The sequence below is a fragment of the Bradyrhizobium sp. Unk1 genome (assembly GCF_059512345.1).
In genome coordinates this window covers 30,689-52,169 of record NZ_JCAMOP010000006.1, presented here as the reverse complement: position 1 = coordinate 52,169, position 21,481 = coordinate 30,689, and the positions used below count along the sequence as shown (strand labels likewise).

Genomic DNA, 21,481 nt, shown 5'->3' with positions numbered 1-21,481 from the left:
GTCGTACGACCTTACAGACCGGTGGTCACGTCGATCCGGTGGCCCTCTTCGAGGGTCACGATCGCGCGCTTGCTGTTCGACTGCGAGCCGAGATTGCCGCGGAAGATCTTGGTCTTGCCCTTGCGGACCAGCGTGTTGACGCTCTTGACCTTGACGTCGAACAGCTTCTCGATCGCTTCCTTGATCTGCGGCTTGGTCGCCTTCGCGGCCACCTTGAACAGGACCTTGTTGTGCTCCGAGGCGATCGTCGCCTTTTCGGTCACGACCGGCGACAAGATCACGTCGTAGTGGCGAGGCTCGATGTTCTTCGTCATTTGAAGCGCGCCTCCAGCGCATCGATGGCGGCCTTGGTCAGAACGAGCTTCTGACGGCGCAGGATGTCATAGACATTGATGCCCTGGATCGGCAGCACGTCCATGTTCGGGATGTTGCGGGCCGCAGCGGCAAAGCCGTTGTTGAGCTCGGCGCCGTCGATGATCAGCGCGTTGGTCAAGCCGAGGCCCGAGAAATGGCCGAGCAGCGCCTTGGTCTTGGCGGCTTCCAGCGCGGCCTTGTCGATCACCAGCAGATCGCCGTCCTTGGCCTTCGCCGACAGCGCATGCTTGAGGGCAAGCGCGCGGACCTTCTTCGGCAGGTCGGTGGCGTGCGAACGCACCACCGGACCGAAGGCACGGCCACCGCCGCGGAACTGCGGCACGCGGGCCGAGCCGTGACGAGCACCGCCGGTGCCCTTCTGCTTGTACATCTTCTTGCCGGTGCGCCAGATCTCGGCGCGGCCCTTGGCCTTGTGCGTGCCAGCCTGACGCTTGTTGAGCTGCCACTGCACGCAACGCGCAATGATGTCCTGGCGCGGCTCAAGGCCGAAAATGGCGTCGGAAAGCTGGACCGAGCCGGCTTCCTTACCTTCGAGGGTCGTGACCTTCAATTCCATCTCACGCCTCCTGCGCAGCCGGAGCGGCGTCCGCTTCGCCAGCAACCTTGAACTTGCCGGGCTTCGGAGCTTCCTTCGGCAGCGGCTTCTTGACAGCGTCGCGCACGCGGATCCAGCCGCCCTTGGAGCCGGGAACGGCGCCTTCGACGAGGATCAGGCCGCGCTCGACATCGAGCTGAACGACTCGAAGGTTGAGCGTGGTGATGCGGTCGACACCCATGTGGCCGGGCATCTTCTTGTTCTTCCAGGTCTTGCCGGGGTCCTGACGGCCACCGGTCGAACCGATCGAACGATGCGAGACCGACACGCCGTGGGTGGCGCGCAGACCGCCGAAGTTCCAGCGCTTCATACCGCCGGCGAAGCCCTTACCGACCGAGGTGCCGGTGACGTCGACGAACTGGCCGACGACGAAGTGATCCGCGAGGATCTCGGCGCCGACGGGGATCATGGCGTCCTGGGAGACGCGGAATTCCTCGACCTGCCGCTTCGGCTCGACCTTGGCGACCGCGAACTGGCCGCGCTCCGCCTTGGGCATGTACACGGTCTTGCGGCTGCCAGAACCAAGCTGGAGCGCGACGTAACCGTTCTTCTCTTCAGTGCGGTGGCCTACGACCTGGCAATTGCCGAGCTTCAACACGGTCACGGGGATATGTTCGCCGGCCTCTGTAAAGACCCGCGTCATCCCGACCTTTTGTGCGATCACTCCGGAGCGCATCGGCGTGCTTCCTGTTCTTTCTGTCCGCTAGTCGCGAACGTGATCCAAAAATCTTAGAGCTTGATCTCGACGTCGACACCGGCGGCCAGGTCGAGCTTCATCAAAGCATCGACGGTCTGCGGGGTCGGATCGACGATATCGAGCAGGCGCTTGTGGGTGCGCATCTCGAACTGCTCGCGGCTCTTCTTGTCGACGTGCGGCGAACGGTTGACGGTGAACTTCTCGATGCGGGTGGGCAGCGGAATGGGTCCGCGGACCTGCGCGCCGGTGCGCTTCGCCGTGTTCACGATCTCGCGGGTCGACGTATCGAGGATACGATGGTCGAACGCCTTGAGACGGATACGAATGTTTTGGCCGTTCATTGCCGTGCTTTCTCTAGTGAGTGGCGAGTAGCGAGTAGCGAATAGAATTCCCTATTCGCCACTCACCATTCCCTATTCGCTTGTTACTCGATGATCGAGGCGACGACGCCGGCGCCGACGGTGCGGCCGCCTTCGCGGATCGCGAAGCGCAGCTTCTCTTCCATCGCGATCGGCACGATCAGGTGCACTTCCATCGCGATGTTGTCGCCCGGCATCACCATCTCGGTGCCTTCCGGCAGGTGCACGACACCGGTCACGTCGGTGGTGCGGAAGTAGAACTGCGGACGGTAGTTGGTGAAGAACGGGGTGTGGCGGCCGCCCTCTTCCTTGGTGAGGATGTAGGCCTCAGCCTTGAACTTGGTGTGCGGCTTGACCGAACCCGGCTTGCACAGCACCTGGCCGCGCTCGACGTCCTCGCGCTTGGTGCCGCGGAGCAGCGCGCCGATGTTGTCGCCGGCCTGGCCCTGATCGAGCAGCTTGCGGAACATTTCGACGCCCGTGACCGTGGTCTTCTGCGTGGCGCGCAGACCGACGATCTCGATTTCCTCGCCGACCTTGACGATGCCGCGCTCGACACGGCCGGTCACGACGGTGCCGCGGCCCGAGATCGAGAACACGTCTTCAACCGGCATCAGGAACGGCTGGTCGACCGGACGCTCCGGCTGCGGGATGTAGGAGTCGACGTTCTTCATCAGCTCGAGAATGGCCTCGTGGCCGAGCTTCTTGTCCGAATCTTCGAGAGCGGCGAGCGCCGAACCCTTGATGATCGGGATCTTGTCGCCCGGGAAGTCGTACTTCGAGAGCAGCTCGCGGACTTCGAGCTCGACGAGCTCGAGGAGCTCCGGATCGTCGACCATGTCGCACTTGTTGAGGAACACGACGAGCGCGGGCACGCCGACCTGGCGGGCGAGCAGGATGTGCTCGCGGGTCTGCGGCATCGGGCCGTCAGCGGCCGACACGACCAGGATCGCACCGTCCATCTGGGCGGCGCCGGTGATCATGTTCTTCACGTAGTCGGCGTGGCCGGGGCAGTCGACGTGGGCGTAGTGGCGGTTCTGCGTCTCATACTCGACGTGCGCGGTCGAGATGGTGATGCCGCGCGCCTTCTCTTCCGGCGCCTTGTCGATCTGGTCGTACGCGGTGAACGTCGCACCGCCGGTCTCGGCGAGGATCTTGGTGATCGCCGCGGTCAGCGACGTCTTGCCATGGTCGACGTGACCGATGGTGCCGATGTTGCAGTGCGGCTTGTTACGTTCAAACTTTGCTTTGGCCATTTGACTCTCCGTTCAATCGTCAGCTCTGGACCGACGACAATCAGGCAAACTTCTTCTGGACTTCTGCCGACACGTTGGCCGGCGCTTCTGCGTAGTGGTCGAACTGCATGGTGAAGGTCGCGCGACCCTGGCTCATCGAGCGCAGGTTGTTCACGTACCCGAACATGTTCATGAGCGGCACCATCGCGTTGATGACGTTGGCGTTGCCGCGCATGTCCTGACCCTGGATCTGACCGCGCCGGGAATTCAGGTCGCCGATGACCGAGCCGGTGTAGTCTTCCGGGGTCACCACTTCGACCTTCATGATCGGCTCGAGCAGGACGGACTTGCCCTTCTGCAGCGCTTCACGGAATGCCGCGCGCGATGCGATTTCGAAGGCGAGCGCCGACGAGTCGACGTCGTGGTACTTGCCGTCGACGAGCTGAACCTTGACGTCGACCACGGGAAAGCCCGCGACGACACCAGAGCTCATCACGCTGTTGAGGCCCTTTTCGACGCCGGGGATGTATTCCTTCGGAACCGCACCGCCGACGATCTTGGACTCGAACTCGTAGCCCTTGCCGGGCTCGTTCGGCTCGACCACGATCGACACTTCCGCGAACTGACCGGTACCGCCGGTCTGCTTCTTGTGGGTGTACTTGACCTCGGCCTTCTTGGTGACGCGCTCACGGAACGCAACCTGCGGCGCGCCGATGTTGGCGTCGACCTTGTAGGTACGCTTGAGGATGTCGACCTTGATGTCGAGATGGAGTTCGCCCATGCCCTTGAGGATGGTCTGGCCGGACTCCTGGTCGGTCGACACGCGGAAGGACGGATCCTCCGCGGCGAGCTTCGCCAGCGCCACACCCAGCTTTTCCTGGTCGGCCTTGGACTTCGGCTCGATCGCGATCTCGATGACCGGCTCGGGGAATTCCATCTTCTCCAGGATCACCTGCTTGTCGGGATCGCACAGCGTGTCACCGGTGCGCGCTTCCTTCAGGCCAGCCAGCGCGACGATGTCGCCGGCATAGGCTTCCTTGATGTCCTCGCGGTTGTTCGCATGCATCAGCAGCATGCGCCCGATGCGCTCCTTCTTCTCGCGCGTCGAGTTCACGACGCCGGTGCCGCTCTGCAGGACGCCGGAGTAGATGCGGCAGAAGGTGATGGTGCCGACGAACGGGTCGTCCATGATCTTGAACGCGAGCAGCGCGAGCGGCTCCTTGTCGTCCGCCTTGCGCACGACCTCGTTGCCGCGGTCATCGGTGCCCTTGATCGCGGGCACGTCGATCGGCGACGGCAGATAGTCGACGACGGCGTCGAGCAGCGGCTGCACACCCTTGTTCTTGAAGGCCGAGCCGCACAGCACGGGATAGAACGCGCCGGTCAGCACTGCCTTGCGGATCAACCGCTTCAGCGTCTCTTCGTCCGGCTCCTTGCCGTCGAGGAAGGCAGCCAATGCGTCGTCGTCGAGCTCGACGGCGGCTTCCACCATCTTCTCGCGGTATTCCTTGGCCTGCTCGACCATATCTTCCGGGATGTCGACATAGTCGAACTTCGCGCCGAGCGATTCATCGTTCCAGATGATGCCCTGCATCTTCACGAGGTCGACGAGACCCTTGAAGTTGTTCTCGGCACCAATCGGAAGCTGGATCGCGATCGGCTTGGCGCCGAGGCGGTCAACGATGTCGGCCAGGCACTTGAAGAAGTCGGCACCGGTCTTGTCCATCTTGTTGGCGAAGACGATGCGCGGAACCTTGTACTTGTCGCCCTGGCGCCAGACGGTCTCGGTCTGGGGCTCGACGCCCTGGTTCGAGTCGAGCACGCAGACGGCGCCGTCGAGCACGCGCAGCGAACGCTCGACTTCGATGGTGAAGTCGACGTGGCCGGGGGTGTCGATGATGTTCAGGCGCTTGCCGGCCCAGAACGCGGTGGTGGCAGCCGAGGTGATCGTGATGCCACGCTCCTGCTCCTGCTCCATCCAGTCCATCGTCGCGGCACCTTCGTGCACTTCGCCGATCTTGTGGCTCTTGCCGGTGTAATAAAGGATGCGCTCGGTGGTCGTGGTCTTGCCGGCATCGATATGCGCCATGATACCGAAATTGCGGTAGTTCTCTATGGCATGAACGCGAGGCATGGGCTGTTCCTTAGATTCCGTGTTTCGCCGTTACCAGCGATAGTGCGAGAAGGCGCGGTTGGCTTCCGCCATCCGGTGCACATCTTCGCGCTTCTTGACGGCGTTGCCGCGGTTGTTCGAGGCGTCGAGCAGCTCAGCCGAGAGCCGCTCGGTCATCGTCTTCTCGTTGCGCTCGCGCGCTGCCGAAATCAGCCAACGGATACCCAGAGCCTGACGGCGGGTCGAACGAACCTCGACCGGAACCTGGTAGGTCGCGCCGCCGACGCGGCGGGAGCGCACTTCGATCGTCGGCATGACGTTCTCGAGTGCCTGCTCGAACACGCCGAGGGGGCTCTGCTTGGTCTTGGCTTCGATGATACCGAACGCACCGTAGACGATGCCTTCTGCAACCGACTTCTTGCCGGCGTACATCACCGAGTTCATGAACTTCGTCACGATGATGTTCCCGAACTTCGGATCCGGGAGAACTTCGCGCTTTTCCGCTGAGTGGCGACGAGACATTGAGCTGGTTCCCGCTTACTTCGGACGCTTCGCGCCGTACTTCGAACGGCGCTGCTTACGGTTCTTGACGCCCTGGGTATCCAGAACGCCGCGAAGGATGTGGTAGCGCACGCCGGGCAAGTCCTTGACGCGGCCGCCGCGGATCATGACCACCGAGTGCTCCTGGAGGTTATGACCTTCGCCGGGGATGTAGCCGATCACCTCGAAGCCGTTGGTCAGGCGCACCTTGGCGACCTTACGAAGCGCCGAGTTCGGCTTCTTCGGGGTCGTGGTGTAGACGCGGGTGCAAACACCACGCTTCTGCGGCGACTGCTGCAGCGCCGGCACCTTCTTGCGCGACTTCTGCACTTCACGCGGTTGAGCGATCAGCTGGTTGATCGTCGGCATCCTGGCCTTACCCTTTGTTCTGCCGCGGTCCCTTCCGGGTCCGCTGTCTTGGCGCGGCCCGTTGCCGGAACCGCAATTCTTTTCGGGCCACCCGCCCGACGAGGTCGCCTCGCACGGAACAAACCGCACAAAGCGAAATCGCGCCAACCGCTCCATCACCGAGCGGAAAGCGTTACGACGCCACAGAGGACCACAGTTTCGGGCCAATCAGCATAAAGCTGCGGCCCGCACACTGAGGTCATGCATCCGAATTCGATCTCAAGAGAACGAGCTCAAGAGACCTAGAATCGCACTGGCATTGCCTAGCTATGATCGACAGCGTTTGAGCGGCATTCGTCGAGGTTGGTGCCCGTCTTAGCGATCCCTGAGGATCCGATCCCTGGAGATCTAATCCCTGGGGATCAACGGGTGGCCCGTTCCGACGCTGGCGATGCTCACCGCCTGTCGTTAAGTGAGGCGCTTTCTATAAGTGAGAGTCGGCCAAGTCAAGGTGAAACGACAGTCAGAAAACGCTTCTGCCACCTGACGAAATCGCTGTTTGCCCGCATTCACCGCGCCTGCCGGATATGGGGACCAGACGTCTGTTCCGCCAGCCCAAAACCAATTTATATCCGGGCAAAATGTACTTTTATAACCCTTGCTAAGGCTTTTTTTCCTGTTGATGCGTCAATCTGCCGCCTGCGGCAGAGATTTGCACCATGCGGTACACCGACATTGCCATTATCGGCGGGGGATTGTCCGGCTCGACCGCCGCCGCAATGCTCGGCCGCGCCGGCATTTCGACGGTATTGATCGACCCGCATGGGAGCTATCCGGCGGACTTTCGAGTCGAAAAACTGAGTGGCCACGTCCAAGTCGAGCGATTCCTGAAGACCGGAATCGGAGAATCGTTACTGCGCCGAGCGACCTTTGCCGGCGAAAACTGGGTCGCCCGATTCGGCCGTTTGCTCGACAAGGCGCCGAGTCGGCAGTTCAACATCCTCTACGATTCCCTCGTCAACGCCGTCCGCGACGAGATTCCTGCCGGCGTCGAGCGCATCTGTGCCAAGGCGGTCTCGCTCTCGACGAGCCCGGAGCGACAAAAGATCACGCTCTCCAATGAGGAGACGATCTCGGCCCGGCTGGTCGTGCTCGCCAACGGCTTGAACGTCGGCCTGCGCCACCAGCTCGGCATCGCACGAAAAGTCATCAGCGCCTGCCATTCGATCTCGATCGGGTTCGACGTAGTGCCGGCGGGACGGAATTCGTTCGACTTCCCGGCGCTGACCTATTTCTCGGAACGGCCGAGCGACCGAATCCCCTACATCACGCTGTTTCCGACCGGTCCGCGGATGCGCGCCAATCTGTTCGTCTATCGCGGCTTCGACGACCCATGGCTGCGCGAGCTGCGCCGCGCGCCAGCCGAGACGCTGAACGCTGCCCTACCCCGGCTCAAGCGCATCACCGGCGCCTTCGACATCGCCGGCGAGATCAAGATCCGTCCGGTCGACCTCTATGTGAACGACGCAAGCGGCCAGCCCGGCCTCGTGCTGGTGGGCGATGCGTTCGCGACCTCCTGCCCCGCCGCCGGCACCGGCTGCGACAAGGTCTTCACCGACGTCGAGCGGCTCTGCAGCATACATATCCCGCGATGGCTCGCCTCCGACGGGATGGATGCGGACAAGATCGCCACCTTCTACGCCGATCCGGTCAAGCGCGATTGCGACGAATGGTCGGCGGCGAAGGCGTTCGACTTCCGCGAGGTTTCAATCAGCATGAGCCCCTATTGGGCTGCGCAGCGCTGGGCGCGCTTTATCGCCTGGTCGGTTCAGGGGCTGCTGCGCCCGCTCGGAGGAGCCGTCCATCTGGAGCCGAACTTCCTCGGTCACGCCTCCTCGTCATCTTCGTCCTCATCATCCTCGTCGAGGTCGTCTTCATCCTCGTCGTCATCTTCGCTGTCGTCATCGGCCTGAGCCACGGCGCCATGCGGCTGGTGGATCTGGTCGTTCCACAGCTTGCGATAGGTGCCGTTCTTGGCGAGCAGTTCGGCATGCGAGCCGCGCTCGATCGCCCTGCCCCCTGAGATCACGATGATCTCGTCCATCTCGACCACGGAAGTCAGGCGATGAGTCGACCAGATCATGGTGCGCCCCTTCGCGAGCTTCAGCAGCGTACGGTTGATCGCGGCCTCGGTGGTCTGGTCGAGCGCCGAGGTGGCTTCGTCCAGCAGCAGCACGGAAGGGTTGCGGATGACCGCGCGCGCGATCGCGATGCGCTGGCGCTGACCGCCCGACAGCGTATCGCCGCGCTCGCCGACCGGCGTGTCGTAGCGCTGTGGCAGGCTCATGATGTAGCGGTGGATCTCGGCCTTCTTGGCGGCGTCCTCCACCTCCTCGTCGGTCGCGCCTTCCTTGCCGAGCCGGATGTTCTCGCGAATCGACATGTTGAACAGCATGTTCTCCTGGAACACCACCGCCATGCTCCGGCGCAGCGAATCGAGCGTCACCTTGCGGACGTCGACGCCGTCGATGGCGACGCGCCCCTCGTTGGGCACGTACAGCCGCAGGATCAAATTGAGCAGCGTGCTCTTGCCGGAGCCCGAGGGGCCGACGATGGCGATGCGCTTGCCGGCGTTGAGCTTGAGGCTGAGATTGTCCAGCACCGGCGTCTGGCTGCCTCCGTACTGGAACGTCACGTGGTCGAAGGTGATGTCGTTGGTGATGCGCGGCAGATCGGGCGCGCCCGGACGATCGGCGCCGCGCGTCGGCTCGTCCAGCAGCTCCTGCATGTGGCGGATCGCGGCGGCCGAAGAGATCGACACCGGGATGAAGTGCATCACGTGGGCGATGTTGTAGGAGACCTCCCAGAACGCGCTCTCGAAGGTGACGAAGGTACCGATGGTGATCTGGCCCTTGGTCGCCAGATACGCGCCGATCGCGAGCACGACGAGGTGCAGCAGCAGCACCGAAATGGTGACCGTCCGCTCCACCATGGTCGACAGGAACGCAGCCGAAGCGATCTTGCGGCGAGTCTCGTCGTTGCGGAAGGTGAAGAAGCCGAACATCTTGCGCTGCAGGCTGAACGCCTTGATCACGGCCTGCGCGGCCACGTTCTCCTGCACCATGCCGAGCAGCGCGCTCTCGTTCTGCTTCTGCTCGTAATTGGCCTGCACCGCCTTGGGGGTGAGGATGCGCGGCCCGATCAGCGTGATCGGGAACACCAGCAGCGCCACCGCGGCGAGCTGCCAGTTCAGGAACACCATCAGGATGATGCCGGCGATCAATTCCAGGAACGGCAACGCCGCACTGTTGGCGAAGGTCTTGACCGAGCCCTCGAAAGCCGAAAGGTCGACGGAAAAGCGCGACAGGATCTCGCCGCGCTTGGTGCGGCCGAAATAGGCCGCCGGCAGGTCCTGGACATGCTCGAACAGGCGCTTGCGGACGTCGGAGATGATGCAGGCAGCCAGCCTGGCGTCCCAGCGCTCGTACCAGACCGCCACGATCGAGGTGAAGATGCCGGCGACCGCGAGCACGCCGAGGATCTTGTAGAGCGCCTGGAAATCCTCCTCGCCGAGCGCGTCGTCGATCAGGTACTTCAGGCTGAGCGGCATGATGACGTTGAACAGCGTCTCGACGCAGACGCCGAACGCCACGAATGACAGCATCCGCTTGTAGTTGGACAGGAACGGCTTGACGAAACCCAGGATGGTCGCGAGCGCGCCAGCGGCCTCGCGCGCGGTAAAGACGACGAGCTCCTCGTCCTCATCGTCGTCGTCGAGCTCCAGCTCGTCATCCTCCTCGTCTTCGTCGTCCTCGTCGTCTTCGAGGTCCGGCTTGACGGGGACAAGCTTGTCGTCGAGCTCGGCCGCCTCTTCCGTGGCGAGTTTCTGTTTGTCGGGCGGGAGGGGCTTGGACGCCATGAAACCAACCGATGCTGACGGCCGGCATGACCGCGGAGAAAGCAGGAAATAGCGGCAACCGCTATCGCACCGATTCTATGCGATCATGACGAATTCGGCAAAGCAATTGGCTAGGCCGGTCCGATCCTGTCTCTAGTCGTCGTCCTCGTCCTCGACCTTGTCGAAGAAGGAATAACGCAGGCTATCGGCGTCGGCGTACCACTGGCCCGGGCCCTTGTTGGCGGAAAGCGTCGCCTCCCAGAGCGCATCGGTGCAGTCCTTGCGATGCATCGACAGGTCGAAGCCGTTACCGAAGAACAGCTCGGACCATTCCCACCAGGTGCCGAGCTTCTTGACGCCGCGCAGCAGGTCGTAGCGGTCGATCACCACCGAAGCCATGTCCGAGGTGATCGAGCCGAACACGAGGCCGGTCTTGACCACGCGGTTCAGTTCGCGGATCGCGCGGACCACCTGCTTCGGGGAAACATGGCAGAGGCTGGTCTCGAACACGAAGTCGAAGGCGCCGTCCTTGAACGGCATGTCGGTGATCGAGCCGAGCTTGTTGTACTTCTTCAGCGCCTTCGGCGTCCTGGCGTGGATGGCGCGGTTGTTCTCGACGCCGAAGGCGTCGATGCCGCGATCGCGTAGCGCACCCACCAGTTCGCCGCTGGCCGAGCCCGCGACCAGCAGCTTGGCGCCCTTGGCCTTGCCCCAGACGATGCCGATCAGCTTGGTGAGATAATCGGGATCGGTGAAGTGGCGCCAGGCTTCGCTGTAGGGACCGAGGCCGCGATAATTCTCGAAATAGTCGCGGTCGATCTTGTCCGAGACCGGCTCGCCCTCCTCCTGTGCGCGCTCGCGGCGCAGGCGCATCATCTCGGTCAGGATGATGTCGGTCGCCGCGTCCGAGGAGTCGAGCAGACCGTTCAGCGTGGAGTCGAACAGATAATCGCCGACCACCACGATGCCGGGATGCTCCTTCGGCTCCGGCCGGTGATTGGTCATGACATCGCGCACGGGCAGGCCGCCGGGGATGGCGTTCACCGACGACAGCCAGCGGTGGATCTTGCCTTCCACGAAATGCGAACGCGCATCGCCGAGCGAGGCGGGCAGCGATTTCAGTGCAGCGTCGATCAGCTCCTGATCCGACAGATTGGCGAAGGCCAGCGCGTCGGAGCCGGGAATCAGCCAGTTCAGCACGCCGTGCTTGCCGACGTCGTGGCGCGCGCCCTCGTTGTAGACGCAGCAGCCGCCGAAGGCTTCCGACATGAACCAGGCGCCGGAAATCTTCTCGCCCCAGAACGGCGCGTCGAACAGGATCGAGACGCGCAGATAGTGCGCGGGACGATCGAAATACGAGACGTGCTTGACCATCGACTTGCGGAGCTGCTCGCCTTCCCAGCCCATGGTCGCGAGCCACGAATGCGGCAGGCAGACCAGCACGAGGTCGAAGTCGCGCGTCTCCGGCCCCTTGCCGTTCATCATCTTGAGCTGGTAGCGGCCGGTCGGCGCCTTGCCGACGGTGAGCACGCGGTGATTGAGCTGGATGTCGGCGTTGACCTCCGACTGCAGGCACTCGATCAGCTGCTCGTTGCCGTTCTGGATGGAGTAGAGGCCGATATAGCCGTCGACATCCATCAGATAGTTCTTGAGCGCGTTGAGCCCGTTGGTGTTGTGGCTTTCGGTCGCGATGTCGGAGCGCGCCATCACCTTGAAGAAACGCTTTGCGGTTTCGTCCTCGACCTCCTCGTCGAGCACCTGCTCGGCGGTCTTGTAGGCCCAGGGATTCTCGTTGTCGTGCGCGCCGACGCCCTCGTAATATTCGATCGGCGTCATCGCCTCGGCGCAGCGCTTGCGGAACGCCTCGATCGCCGCCGCGGTCTTGGCGCCGTATTTGCGGCGCATGCCTGCGACGTCGTTGAGGAGCTCGCCGCCGAACTGCACCTGCTCGGCGTCCATCGGAATGGTCTGAAGTCCGAAATGCTGGATCAGCTCGCGCAGCGGATCGGGACCGGTCATCGAGTAGTCGTAGATCTCGGCAACGCCGGCCTCGTACATCGCCGGCGCGGAATCGAATTTGCGCGTGACGATCTTGCCGCCGAGCCGGTCGGAGGCCTCGTAGATGGTGATGCGGCAGAGGTCGCCGAGCTTACGCTTCAGGTACCAGGCGCTCATCAGCCCGCCGGGGCCGCCGCCTACGATTGCGAGATCAAGCATATGCGTTCCGTGGTCTCCGGCCCTGCCCCCGTCACGGGACCACCGGTCTAACTTCCCTTAGCAGAAGCGCTTTTGCGCCTGAAGGAAAGATGAACAAAGGTTGATCCTGCACCGCAACAGGCAAACAAAGCAGCAAAAAGGCCGGCTTGCGCCGGCCTTTTCATTGTCCTCGGTATTCCTACGGATGAGCGATTATTCCGCAGGCGGCAGCGCAGGAAGCTCCGCTTCCGGCGCCGGCGACACGACGGCCGCCTGCTTCTCGCGCTCGTCCAGGATCAGCTTGTCGCGCTTCATCGCGACTTCGCGGATCTTGGCCATGGAGGCGCCGGTGCCCGCCGGAATCAGTCGGCCGACGATGACGTTCTCCTTGAGGCCTTCGAGCGGATCGACCTTGCCGTTGACCGCCGCTTCCGTGAGGACGCGGGTGGTCTCCTGGAACGAGGCCGCCGAGAAGAAGGAGCGGGTCTGAAGGCTCGCCTTGGTGATGCCGAGCAGAACCGGCGTTCCCGTAGCGATCTTCTTGCCCTCTTCCTTCGCCTTCTCGTTGAGCGCGTCGAACTCGATCTTGTCGACCTGCTCGCCGGAGATCATGTCCGTGTCGCCCTGGTCGGTGACTTCCACCTTCTGGAGCATCTGACGGACAATCACCTCGATGTGCTTGTCGTTGATGAGCACGCCCTGGAGCCGGTAGACCTCCTGGATCTCGTTGACCAGATAGGCCGCGAGCTCCTCGATGCCCTTGACCGCCAGGATGTCGTGCGGCGCCGGGTTGCCTTCCACGATGAAGTCGCCCTTTTCAACGACGTCGCCGTCCTGAAGGTGGATGTGCTTGCCCTTCGGGATCAGGTACTCGCGTGCCTCGTCGGTCTTGTCCATCGGCTCGATCGAGATGCGACGCTTGTTCTTGTAGTCGCGCCCGAACCGGATGGTGCCCGCGATTTCGGCGATGATCGCCGCATCCTTCGGACGCCGTGCCTCGAACAGTTCCGCCACCCGCGGCAGACCGCCGGTGATGTCACGCGTCTTGGCGCTTTCGGTCGAGACACGGGCGAGGATGTCGCCCGTATTGACCTTGGCTCCGACGTCGACCGAGAGAATGGCATCGACCGACAGCATGTAGCGGGCATCGCCGCCACGGGCGAGCTTGAGCACCTTGCCGTCCTTGCCCTTGACCACGATGGCCGGACGCAGGTCCGCGCCGCCGCGGGTCGAGCGCCAGTCGATGACCACGCGCTTGGCAATACCGGTGGCCTCGTCGAGCGTTTCCGAGATCGACTGCCCCTCGACCAGATCCTCGAAGCCGATGGTACCTTCGACTTCGGTGAGCAGCGGACGGGTGTAGGGATCCCACTCGACGATACGCTGGCCGCGCTTGACGGTGTCGCCCTCGTCGACATGCAGGCGCGAACCGTACTGGATACGGTGCGTTGCACGCTCGGTGCCGTCGGCATCGACGATCGCGATCACCATGTTGCGGACCATCGCGACCAGGTGACCTTCGCTGTTGCGGGCGATGGCCTTGTTCCGGATCACGATCTTGCCGTCGAAGTTGGATTCGACGAACGACTGCTCGTTGAGCTGCGCCGCACCACCGATGTGGAAGGTGCGCATGGTCAGCTGGGTGCCGGGCTCGCCGATCGACTGCGCCGCGATGACGCCGACGGCTTCACCGTGGTTGACAGGCGTGCCGCGGGCGAGGTCGCGGCCGTAGCACATGCCGCAGATGCCGTTGACGAGCTCGCAGGTCAGTGCCGAGCGGATCTTCACCTCTTGCACGCCACCCTGGTGGATGGCGTCCAGATGGCTCTCTTCCATCAGCGTACCGCGCTTGATGATCACCTTGCCCGAGCTGTCACGCACGTCTTCGCAGGCCGTACGTCCCAGGATGCGCGAGCCGAGCGAGGCAACCACGGTGCCGGCATCGACGATGGCGCGCATCTTGATGCCGAGCTTGGTGCCGCAGTCATTCTGCGTGATGATGCAGTCCTGCGCCACGTCGACGAGACGACGGGTCAGGTAGCCCGAGTTCGCGGTCTTCAACGCGGTGTCCGCGAGGCCCTTACGGGCGCCGTGGGTCGAGTTGAAGTACTCGAGCACCGAGAGGCCTTCCTTGAAGTTCGAGATGATCGGCGTCTCGATGATCTCACCCGACGGCTTGGCCATCAGGCCGCGCATGCCGGCGAGCTGGCGCATCTGGGCCGGCGAACCACGGGCACCGGAGTGAGCCATCATGTAGATCGAGTTGATGTCGGCATCCGCCCCGCTCGCCGTCTTCTTGGTCGAGGAGATCTCCTTCATCATCGCCTTGGCGATTTCTTCCGTGGCCTTCGACCAGGCGTCGACGACCTTGTTGTACTTCTCGCCATGGGTGATCAGACCGTCGTTGTACTGCTGCTCGAAATCCTTCGCCAGGGTACGGGTGGTGTCGACGATCTTCCACTTGGAGTTCGGCACGACCATGTCGTCCTTGCCGAACGAGATGCCGGCCTTGAACGCGTTGTAGAAGCCGAGCGCCATGATGCGGTCGCAGAAGATCACAGTCTCCTTCTGGCCGCAGTGACGGTAGACTTGGTCGATCACGCCCGAGATTTCGCGCTTGGTCATCAGCTTGTTGATGATCTCGTACGAAATCCGCGGGTTCTTCGGCAGCAGATTGCCGAGCATGACGCGACCCGCGGTGGTCTCGATCCAGCGCGTCGAGACCTTGCCGGTCTCGTCCATGCCCTGCCACCGATACTTGATCTTGGTGTGGAGGTGGATGACCTTCGCGTGCAGTGCGTGCTCGAGCTCGGCCATGTCGCCGAAGATCTTGCCCTCGCCGGGCAGGCCTTCGCGCATGATCGAGACGTAGTAGAGACCGAGCACGATGTCCTGCGACGGCACGATGATCGGCTGGCCGTTCGCCGGATGCAGGATGTTGTTGGTCGACATCATCAGCACGCGCGCTTCCAGCTGCGCCTCGAGCGACAGCGGAACGTGCACGGCCATCTGGTCGCCGTCGAAGTCGGCGTTGAACGCGGCGCAAACCAGCGGATGCAGCTGGATCGCCTTGCCCTCGATCAGCACGGGCTCGAACGCCTGGATGCCGAGACGATGCAGCGTCGGTGCGCGGTTGAGCAGCACCGGATGCTCGCGGATGACCTCGTCCAGGATGTCCCAGACCTCGGGCCGCTCCTTCTCGACCAGCTTCTTCGCCTGCTTCACGGTGGTGGACAGGCCCTTGGCGTCAAGCCGCGAGTAGATGAACGGCTTGAACAGCTCGAGCGCCATCTTCTTCGGCAGGCCGCACTGATGCAGGCGCAGCTCGGGACCGACCACGATCACCGAACGGCCCGAATAGTCGACGCGCTTGCCGAGCAGGTTCTGACGGAAGCGGCCCTGCTTGCCCTTGAGCATGTCGGCGAGCGACTTCAGCGGGCGCTTGTTGGCACCCGTGATGACGCGGCCGCGGCGGCCGTTGTCGAACAGCGCATCGACCGCTTCCTGAAGCATGCGCTTCTCGTTGCGGATGATGATGTCCGGCGCGCGCAGCTCCATCAGCCGCTTCAAGCGGTTGTTGCGGTTGATGACGCGGCGGTAGAGGTCGTTGAGGTCCGAGGTCGCGAAGCGGCCGCCGTCCAGCGGCACCAGCGGACGCAGGTCCGGCGGGATCACCGGAACCACGGTCATGATCATCCATTCCGGCTTGTTGCCGGAGTGGCGGAACGCTTCCACGATCTTCAGGCGCTTGGCGAGCTTCTTGTGCTTGATGTCGGAGTCGGTCTCCTGCATCTCGAGGCGCAAGGTGGCTTCGAGCTTCTCGAGGTCCATGCCCTTGAGCAGCTCGCGGATCGCTTCCGCGCCGATCATGGCGGTGAAGGAATCCTGGCCGTACTCGTCCTGCGCCTTCAGATACTCGTCTTCCGACAGCAGTTGACGGTCCTTGAGCGCGGTGAGGCCCGGCTCGAGCACGACGTAATATTCAAAGTAGAGGATCCGCTCGAGATCCTTCAGCGTCATGTCCAGCAGAAGGCCGATGCGCGAGGGCAGCGACTTCAGGAACCAGATGTGGGCGACGGGGGCCGCGAGCTCGATATGGCCCATGCGCTCGCGCCGGACGCGCGACAGCGTGACCTCGACCGAGCACTTCTCGCAGATGATGCCCTTGTACTTCATGCGCTTGTACTTGCCGCACAAGCACTCGTAGTCCTTGATCGGCCCGAAGATGCGGGCGCAGAACAGGCCGTCGCGCTCGGGCTTGAAGGTACGGTAGTTGATGGTCTCCGGCTTCTTGATCTCGCCGTAGGACCAGGACAGAATCTTCTCAGGAGACGCGATCGAAATCCGGATCTGGTCGAAGACCTGAGCCGGAGTCGTCGGGTTGAAGAGATTCATAATTTCTTGGTTCATCGTCTTCTCCTCGCGTGCCGGTCGCCTACGGCCGCAAATTCGAAAATCACTCAATCGGGGCGCCCTGCCCTCAAGGCCTCGGGAGGGGCGCCGATGCCCGGCCGTGAAGGCCGGGCATGAAAGGTCGTATTACTCGGCTGCTTCCGACGTCGGCGCCGGTCCCACCTTGGAGTTGTGCAGGTCGACGTTGAGGCCGAGCGAGCGCATTTCCTTGACCAGCACGTTGAACGATTCCGGAATACCGGCCTCGAACGTGTCGTCGCCGCGGACGATCGCCTCGTACACCTTGGTACGGCCGGCGACGTCGTCCGATTTCACCGTCAGCATCTCCTGGAGCGTGTACGCCGCGCCGTAAGCCTCGAGCGCCCACACCTCCATTTCGCCGAAGCGCTGACCGCCGAACTGCGCCTTGCCGCCCAGCGGCTGCTGGGTGACGAGCGAGTACGGACCGATCGAACGCGCGTGGATCTTGTCGTCCACGAGATGGTGCAGCTTGAGCATGTAGATGTAGCCCACCGTCACCTTGCGATCGAAGGCATCGCCGGTACGGCCGTCATAGACGGTCGACTGACCCGAAGCGTCGAGACCGGCAAGCTTCAGCATCTCCTCGATGTCGGCTTCCTTGGCGCCGTCGAACACCGGCGTCGCGATCGGCACGCCGCGGCTCAGATTGTGACCAAGCTCGATCAACTCGTTGTCGTTGAGCGACTTGATCGTCTCGTCCTCGCCGTAGACCTTCTTCAAGGTTTCCTTCAGCGGCTTGATGTCCTGCTTCGACAGATAGGCATCGACCGTCTGGCCGATACGCTTGCCGAGGCCGGCGCAAGCCCAGCCGAGATGGGTCTCGAGGATCTGTCCGACGTTCATGCGCGAGGGCACGCCGAGCGGATTGAGCACGATGTCGGCATGCGTACCGTCTTCGAGGAACGGCATGTCCTCGATCGGCACGATCTTCGACACCACGCCCTTGTTGCCGTGGCGGCCGGCCATCTTGTCGCCGGGCTGGATCTTGCGCTTCACCGCGACGAAGACCTTGACCATCTTCATCACGCCGGGCGGCAATTCGTCACCGCGCTGAAGCTTCTCGACCTTGTCGAGGAAGCGCTGTTCCAGCCCCTTCTTCGACTCGTCGTACTGCTTCCGCATGGCCTCGATCTCGGCCATCAGCTTGTCGTTCGGCGAAGCGAACAGCCACCACTGCGACTTCGGGTACTCCTCGAGCACCGCACGGGTGATCTTGGTGTCCTTCTTGAAGCCCTTCGGGCCCGCAATGCCCTGCCGTCCCTCGAGGAGCTCGGCAAGACGGTTGTAGACGTTGCGGTCCAGGATCGCCTGCTCGTCGTCGCGGTCCTTGGCCAGACGCTCGATCTCTTCCCGCTCGATCGCCAGCGCACGCTCGTCCTTGTCGACGCCGTGACGGTTGAACACGCGCACTTCCACGATCGTGCCCTGCACGCCCGGAGGCACGCGCAGCGAGGTGTCACGAACGTCGGAGGCCTTTTCGCCGAAGATGGCGCGCAGAAGCTTTTCTTCCGGCGTCATCGGGCTTTCGCCCTTCGGCGTGATCTTGCCGACCAGGATGTCGCCGGCGCGCACTTCCGCGCCGATGTAGACGATGCCGGCTTCGTCGAGGTTCTTCAGCGCTTCTTCCGAGACGTTCGGAATGTCGCGGGTGATTTCCTCGGGGCCGAGCTTGGTGTCGCGGGCCATCACCTCGAACTCCTCGATGTGGATCGAGGTGAAGACGTCTTCCTTCACGATCCGCTCGGAGAGCAGGATCGAGTCTTCGAAGTTGTAGCCGTTCCACGGCATGAACGCGACCAGCACGTTGCGGCCGAGCGCGAGCTCACCGAGATCGGTCGACGGACCGTCGGCGATGATGTCGCCCTTCTTGACGATGTCGCCGACCTTCACCAGCGGACGCTGGTTGATGCAGGTCGACTGGTTGGAGCGCTGGTACTTCATCAGACGGTAGATATCGACGCCCGACTTGGTCGGATCGAGATCTTCCGTGGCGCGGATGACGACGCGGGTCGCGTCGATCTGGTCGATCACGCCCGAACGGCGTGCCGCGATCGCGGCACCCGAGTCACGCGCAACCACGCCTTCCATGCCGGTGCCGACGAACGGCGCCTCGGCGCGAACCAGCGGCACCGCCTGGCGCTGCATGTTCGAGCCCATCAGCGCGCGGTTGGCGTCGTCGTTCTCGAGGAACGGGATCAGCGCCGCGGCGACCGAAACGAGCTGCTTCGGCGACACGTCCATGTAGTCGACCTTGTCCGGCGTCACCGGCAAGACTTCGCCGGCGTGACGGCAGACCACGAGATCTTCGGTGAAGCGGCCCTTCGGGTCGAGCGGCACGTTGGCCTGCGCGACCGTGTAGCGGCCCTCTTCCATCGCCGAGAGGTACACGACCTCGTCGGTGACGCGGCCGTCCTTGACCTTGCGGTACGGCGTCTCGACGAAGCCGTACTTGTTCACGCGCGCGAAGGTCGCGAGCGAGTTGATCAGGCCGATGTTCGGACCTTCCGGCGTCTCGATCGGGCAGATGCGGCCGTAATGCGTCGGATGCACGTCGCGCACCTCGAAGCCGGCGCGCTCGCGGGTCAGACCGCCCGGTCCAAGCGCCGAGAGGCGGCGCTTGTGTGTGATCTCCGACAGCGGGTTGGTCTGGTCCATGAACTGCGAGAGCTGCGAGGAGCCGAAGAACTCGCGCACGGCGGCAGCCGCCGGCTTCGCGTTGATCAGGTCCTGCGGCATGACCGTGTCGATGTCGACCGAGGACATGCGCTCCTTGATCGCGCGCTCCATGCGAAGCAGACCGATGCGGTACTGGTTCTCCATGAGCTCGCCGACCGAGCGCACACGGCGGTTGCCGAGATGGTCGATGTCGTCGATCTCGCCCTTGCCGTCGCGCAAATCCACCAGCGTCTTGATGACGGAGAGGATGTCTTCCTTGCGCAGCGTACGTTGCGTGTCGGGCGCATCGAGGTCGAGGCGCATGTTCATCTTGACGCGGCCGACCGCGGACAGGTCGTAGCGCTCGGCGTCGAAGAACAGCGACTGGAACATCGCCTGCGCCGAATCCAGCGTCGGCGGCTCGCCCGGACGCATCACGCGGTAGATGTCGAACAGCGCGTCCTCGCGCGTCATGTTCTTGTCGGCCGAGAGCGTGTTGCGGATGTAGGCGCCGACATTGACGTGGTCGATGTCGAGCAGCGGCAGTTCCTTGTAGCCCTGCTCGTTGAGGGCCTTCATCGACTTGTCGGTGATCTCTTCACCGGCTTCCGCGTGGATCTCGCCGGTCTTCGGGTTGACGAGGTCCTCGGCGAGATAGTTGCCGACGAGCTCCTCATCGGACAGCCGCAGCGCCTTCAGGCCCTTCTCCTGCATCTGACGCGCACCGCGCACGGTGAGCTTCTTGCCGGCCTCGAGCACGACCTTGCCGGTGTCGGCGTCGATCAGGTCGTTGATGGTCGAGTAGCCGCGGAAACGGTTGGCGTCGAACGGAACGCGCCAGCCTTCCTTGGTCCGCTTGTAGAGAATCTTCTTGTAGAACGTGGACAGGATCGCCTCGCCGTCGAGGCCGAGCGCGAACATCAGCGACGTCACCGGAATCTTGCGGCGACGGTCGATACGCGCATAGACGATGTCCTTGGCGTCGAACTCGATGTCGAGCCAGGAGCCGCGATACGGAATGACGCGGGCGGCAAACAGCAGCTTGCCCGAGGAATGGGTCTTGCCCTTGTCGTGGTCGAAGAACACGCCGGGCGAACGGTGCATCTGCGAGACGATGACGCGCTCGGTGCCGTTGACGATGAAGGTGCCGTTCATCGTCATGAGCGGAATGTCGCCCATGTAGACGTCCTGCTCCTTGATGTCCTTCACCGACTTCGCGCCGGTTTCCTCGTCGATGTCGAACACGATGAGGCGCAGCGTCACCTTGAGGGGGGCCGCGAAGGTCATGCCGCGCTGGCGGCACTCGTCAACGTCGTATTTCGGCTGCTCGAACTCGTAGCGGACGAATTCCAGCATCGAGGTGCCCGAGAAGTCGGAGATCGGGAACACCGAGCGGAACACCGCCTGCAGGCCCTCGTCGAGACGCCCGCCCGCGGGTTCGTCGACCATCAGGAACTGGTCATAGGACGCCTTCTGAACCTCGATGAGGTTCGGCATCTCGGCGACTTCCTTGATGTGTCCGAAGAACTTGCGAACGCGTTTGCGACCGGTGAATGTCTGCTGCGCCATCGTGGCCTCTCATTTCGTCGCCCGCTCTGGGCGCGCCGTCCAGGACGCGGCTGCCGCCGCTCCCCGGGTTGAATTTTTCGAACCCGTTTCGGGGACTAAAAATCCAGTTTCAGGCCGTCATGTCCTGAATCTGTTCTTCAGACCTTCAAAACGCAAAACGACGCGCGGGGCGCATAGGCACGCCCGCCCGTCACAACGATTGTCTTCACGGACTGCAAAAGCCCGAAATAGCCTGCTCTCCCAACGGCTTACAGGGAAATCCGGCATCCCTGCCCACCGCGCTTTCGTGCTGCCGAACCGATATGGGGCGACAGTAGTGGAGATTCGAGGGGTTGACCCTCAAATCCCCACACTTTTTCGTGTTCGGCCTGCGTCGGGATGTTCCATCGCACGCCTTTTGCATGTTGCCCACCCCGTGATGGGTGGACCGAGACCCCGGTCTCGCTGATGTTCGCCCGGGGTCTTGC

At 63.1% G+C, this 21,481-nt stretch carries 13 protein-coding genes; 1 reads left to right on the top strand and 12 read right to left on the bottom strand.

What is annotated here, in order from left to right:
• Window positions 1–11: 11 nt before the first annotated feature.
• From AC5ZFO_RS09280 to rpsL, 8 genes are all read right to left on the bottom strand, one after another.
• Window positions 12–314 (bottom strand): 50S ribosomal protein L23, encoded by a 303-nt coding sequence (locus tag AC5ZFO_RS09280; protein WP_007603019.1) that lies wholly within the window; start codon window positions 312–314, stop codon window positions 12–14.
• Entirely contained in the window at window positions 311–931 is a 621-nt protein-coding gene (gene rplD, locus AC5ZFO_RS09275; protein WP_011088150.1) for a 50S ribosomal protein L4, read from the bottom strand. The genes AC5ZFO_RS09280 and rplD overlap by 4 nt, the downstream gene beginning before the upstream one ends.
• A 1-nt stretch (window position 932) precedes the next feature.
• Window positions 933–1,646: a 50S ribosomal protein L3 gene (rplC, locus tag AC5ZFO_RS09270; RefSeq protein WP_282521064.1), complete on the bottom strand. Its 714-nt coding sequence runs from the start codon at window positions 1,644–1,646 to the stop codon at window positions 933–935.
• 53 nt (window positions 1,647–1,699) lie between these two features.
• Window positions 1,700–2,008 (bottom strand): 30S ribosomal protein S10, encoded by a 309-nt coding sequence (gene rpsJ, locus AC5ZFO_RS09265; protein WP_002712302.1) that lies wholly within the window; start codon window positions 2,006–2,008, stop codon window positions 1,700–1,702.
• 83 nt (window positions 2,009–2,091) lie between these two features.
• The gene (gene tuf / locus AC5ZFO_RS09260; RefSeq protein WP_014494497.1) at window positions 2,092–3,282 is read right to left on the bottom strand and encodes an elongation factor Tu; all 1,191 of its coding nucleotides are present in this window, start codon (window positions 3,280–3,282) and stop codon (window positions 2,092–2,094) included.
• 40 nt (window positions 3,283–3,322) lie between these two features.
• Window positions 3,323–5,395, bottom strand: a complete 2,073-nt coding sequence (fusA, locus tag AC5ZFO_RS09255; RefSeq protein ID WP_282521065.1) for an elongation factor G — start codon at window positions 5,393–5,395, stop codon at window positions 3,323–3,325.
• 30 nt (window positions 5,396–5,425) lie between these two features.
• Complete coding sequence (gene rpsG / locus AC5ZFO_RS09250) at window positions 5,426–5,896, bottom strand: 30S ribosomal protein S7 (protein WP_028152987.1); 471 nt, start codon at window positions 5,894–5,896, stop codon at window positions 5,426–5,428.
• Window positions 5,897–5,911: 15 nt separating this feature from the next.
• The gene (gene rpsL / locus AC5ZFO_RS09245; RefSeq protein ID WP_007603006.1) at window positions 5,912–6,283 is read right to left on the bottom strand and encodes a 30S ribosomal protein S12; all 372 of its coding nucleotides are present in this window, start codon (window positions 6,281–6,283) and stop codon (window positions 5,912–5,914) included.
• 698 nt (window positions 6,284–6,981) lie between these two features.
• Here rpsL and AC5ZFO_RS09240 point away from each other — a divergent pair.
• Window positions 6,982–8,235, top strand: a complete 1,254-nt coding sequence (locus AC5ZFO_RS09240; RefSeq protein ID WP_496122001.1) for an FAD-dependent oxidoreductase — start codon at window positions 6,982–6,984, stop codon at window positions 8,233–8,235.
• Here the strand turns inward: AC5ZFO_RS09240 and AC5ZFO_RS09235 are convergent.
• From AC5ZFO_RS09235 to rpoB, 4 genes are all read right to left on the bottom strand, one after another.
• Window positions 8,148–10,181 carry an ABC transporter ATP-binding protein gene (locus AC5ZFO_RS09235; RefSeq protein ID WP_282521067.1) on the bottom strand — a complete coding sequence of 678 codons (2,034 nt, stop codon included), beginning with the start codon at window positions 10,179–10,181 and terminating at the stop codon, window positions 8,148–8,150. The two genes, AC5ZFO_RS09240 and AC5ZFO_RS09235, sit on opposite strands and share 88 nt — an antisense overlap.
• Before the next feature lie 132 nt (window positions 10,182–10,313).
• Window positions 10,314–12,377 (bottom strand): FAD-dependent oxidoreductase, encoded by a 2,064-nt coding sequence (locus AC5ZFO_RS09230; RefSeq protein WP_282521068.1) that lies wholly within the window; start codon window positions 12,375–12,377, stop codon window positions 10,314–10,316.
• A 192-nt stretch (window positions 12,378–12,569) separates the two neighbouring features.
• Entirely contained in the window at window positions 12,570–16,766 is a 4,197-nt protein-coding gene (gene rpoC, locus AC5ZFO_RS09225) for a DNA-directed RNA polymerase subunit beta' (protein WP_282521069.1), read from the bottom strand.
• A 129-nt stretch (window positions 16,767–16,895) separates the two neighbouring features.
• The gene (gene rpoB, locus AC5ZFO_RS09220; protein WP_028152884.1) at window positions 16,896–21,014 is read right to left on the bottom strand and encodes a DNA-directed RNA polymerase subunit beta; all 4,119 of its coding nucleotides are present in this window, start codon (window positions 21,012–21,014) and stop codon (window positions 16,896–16,898) included.
• Window positions 21,015–21,481 lie beyond the last annotated feature (467 nt).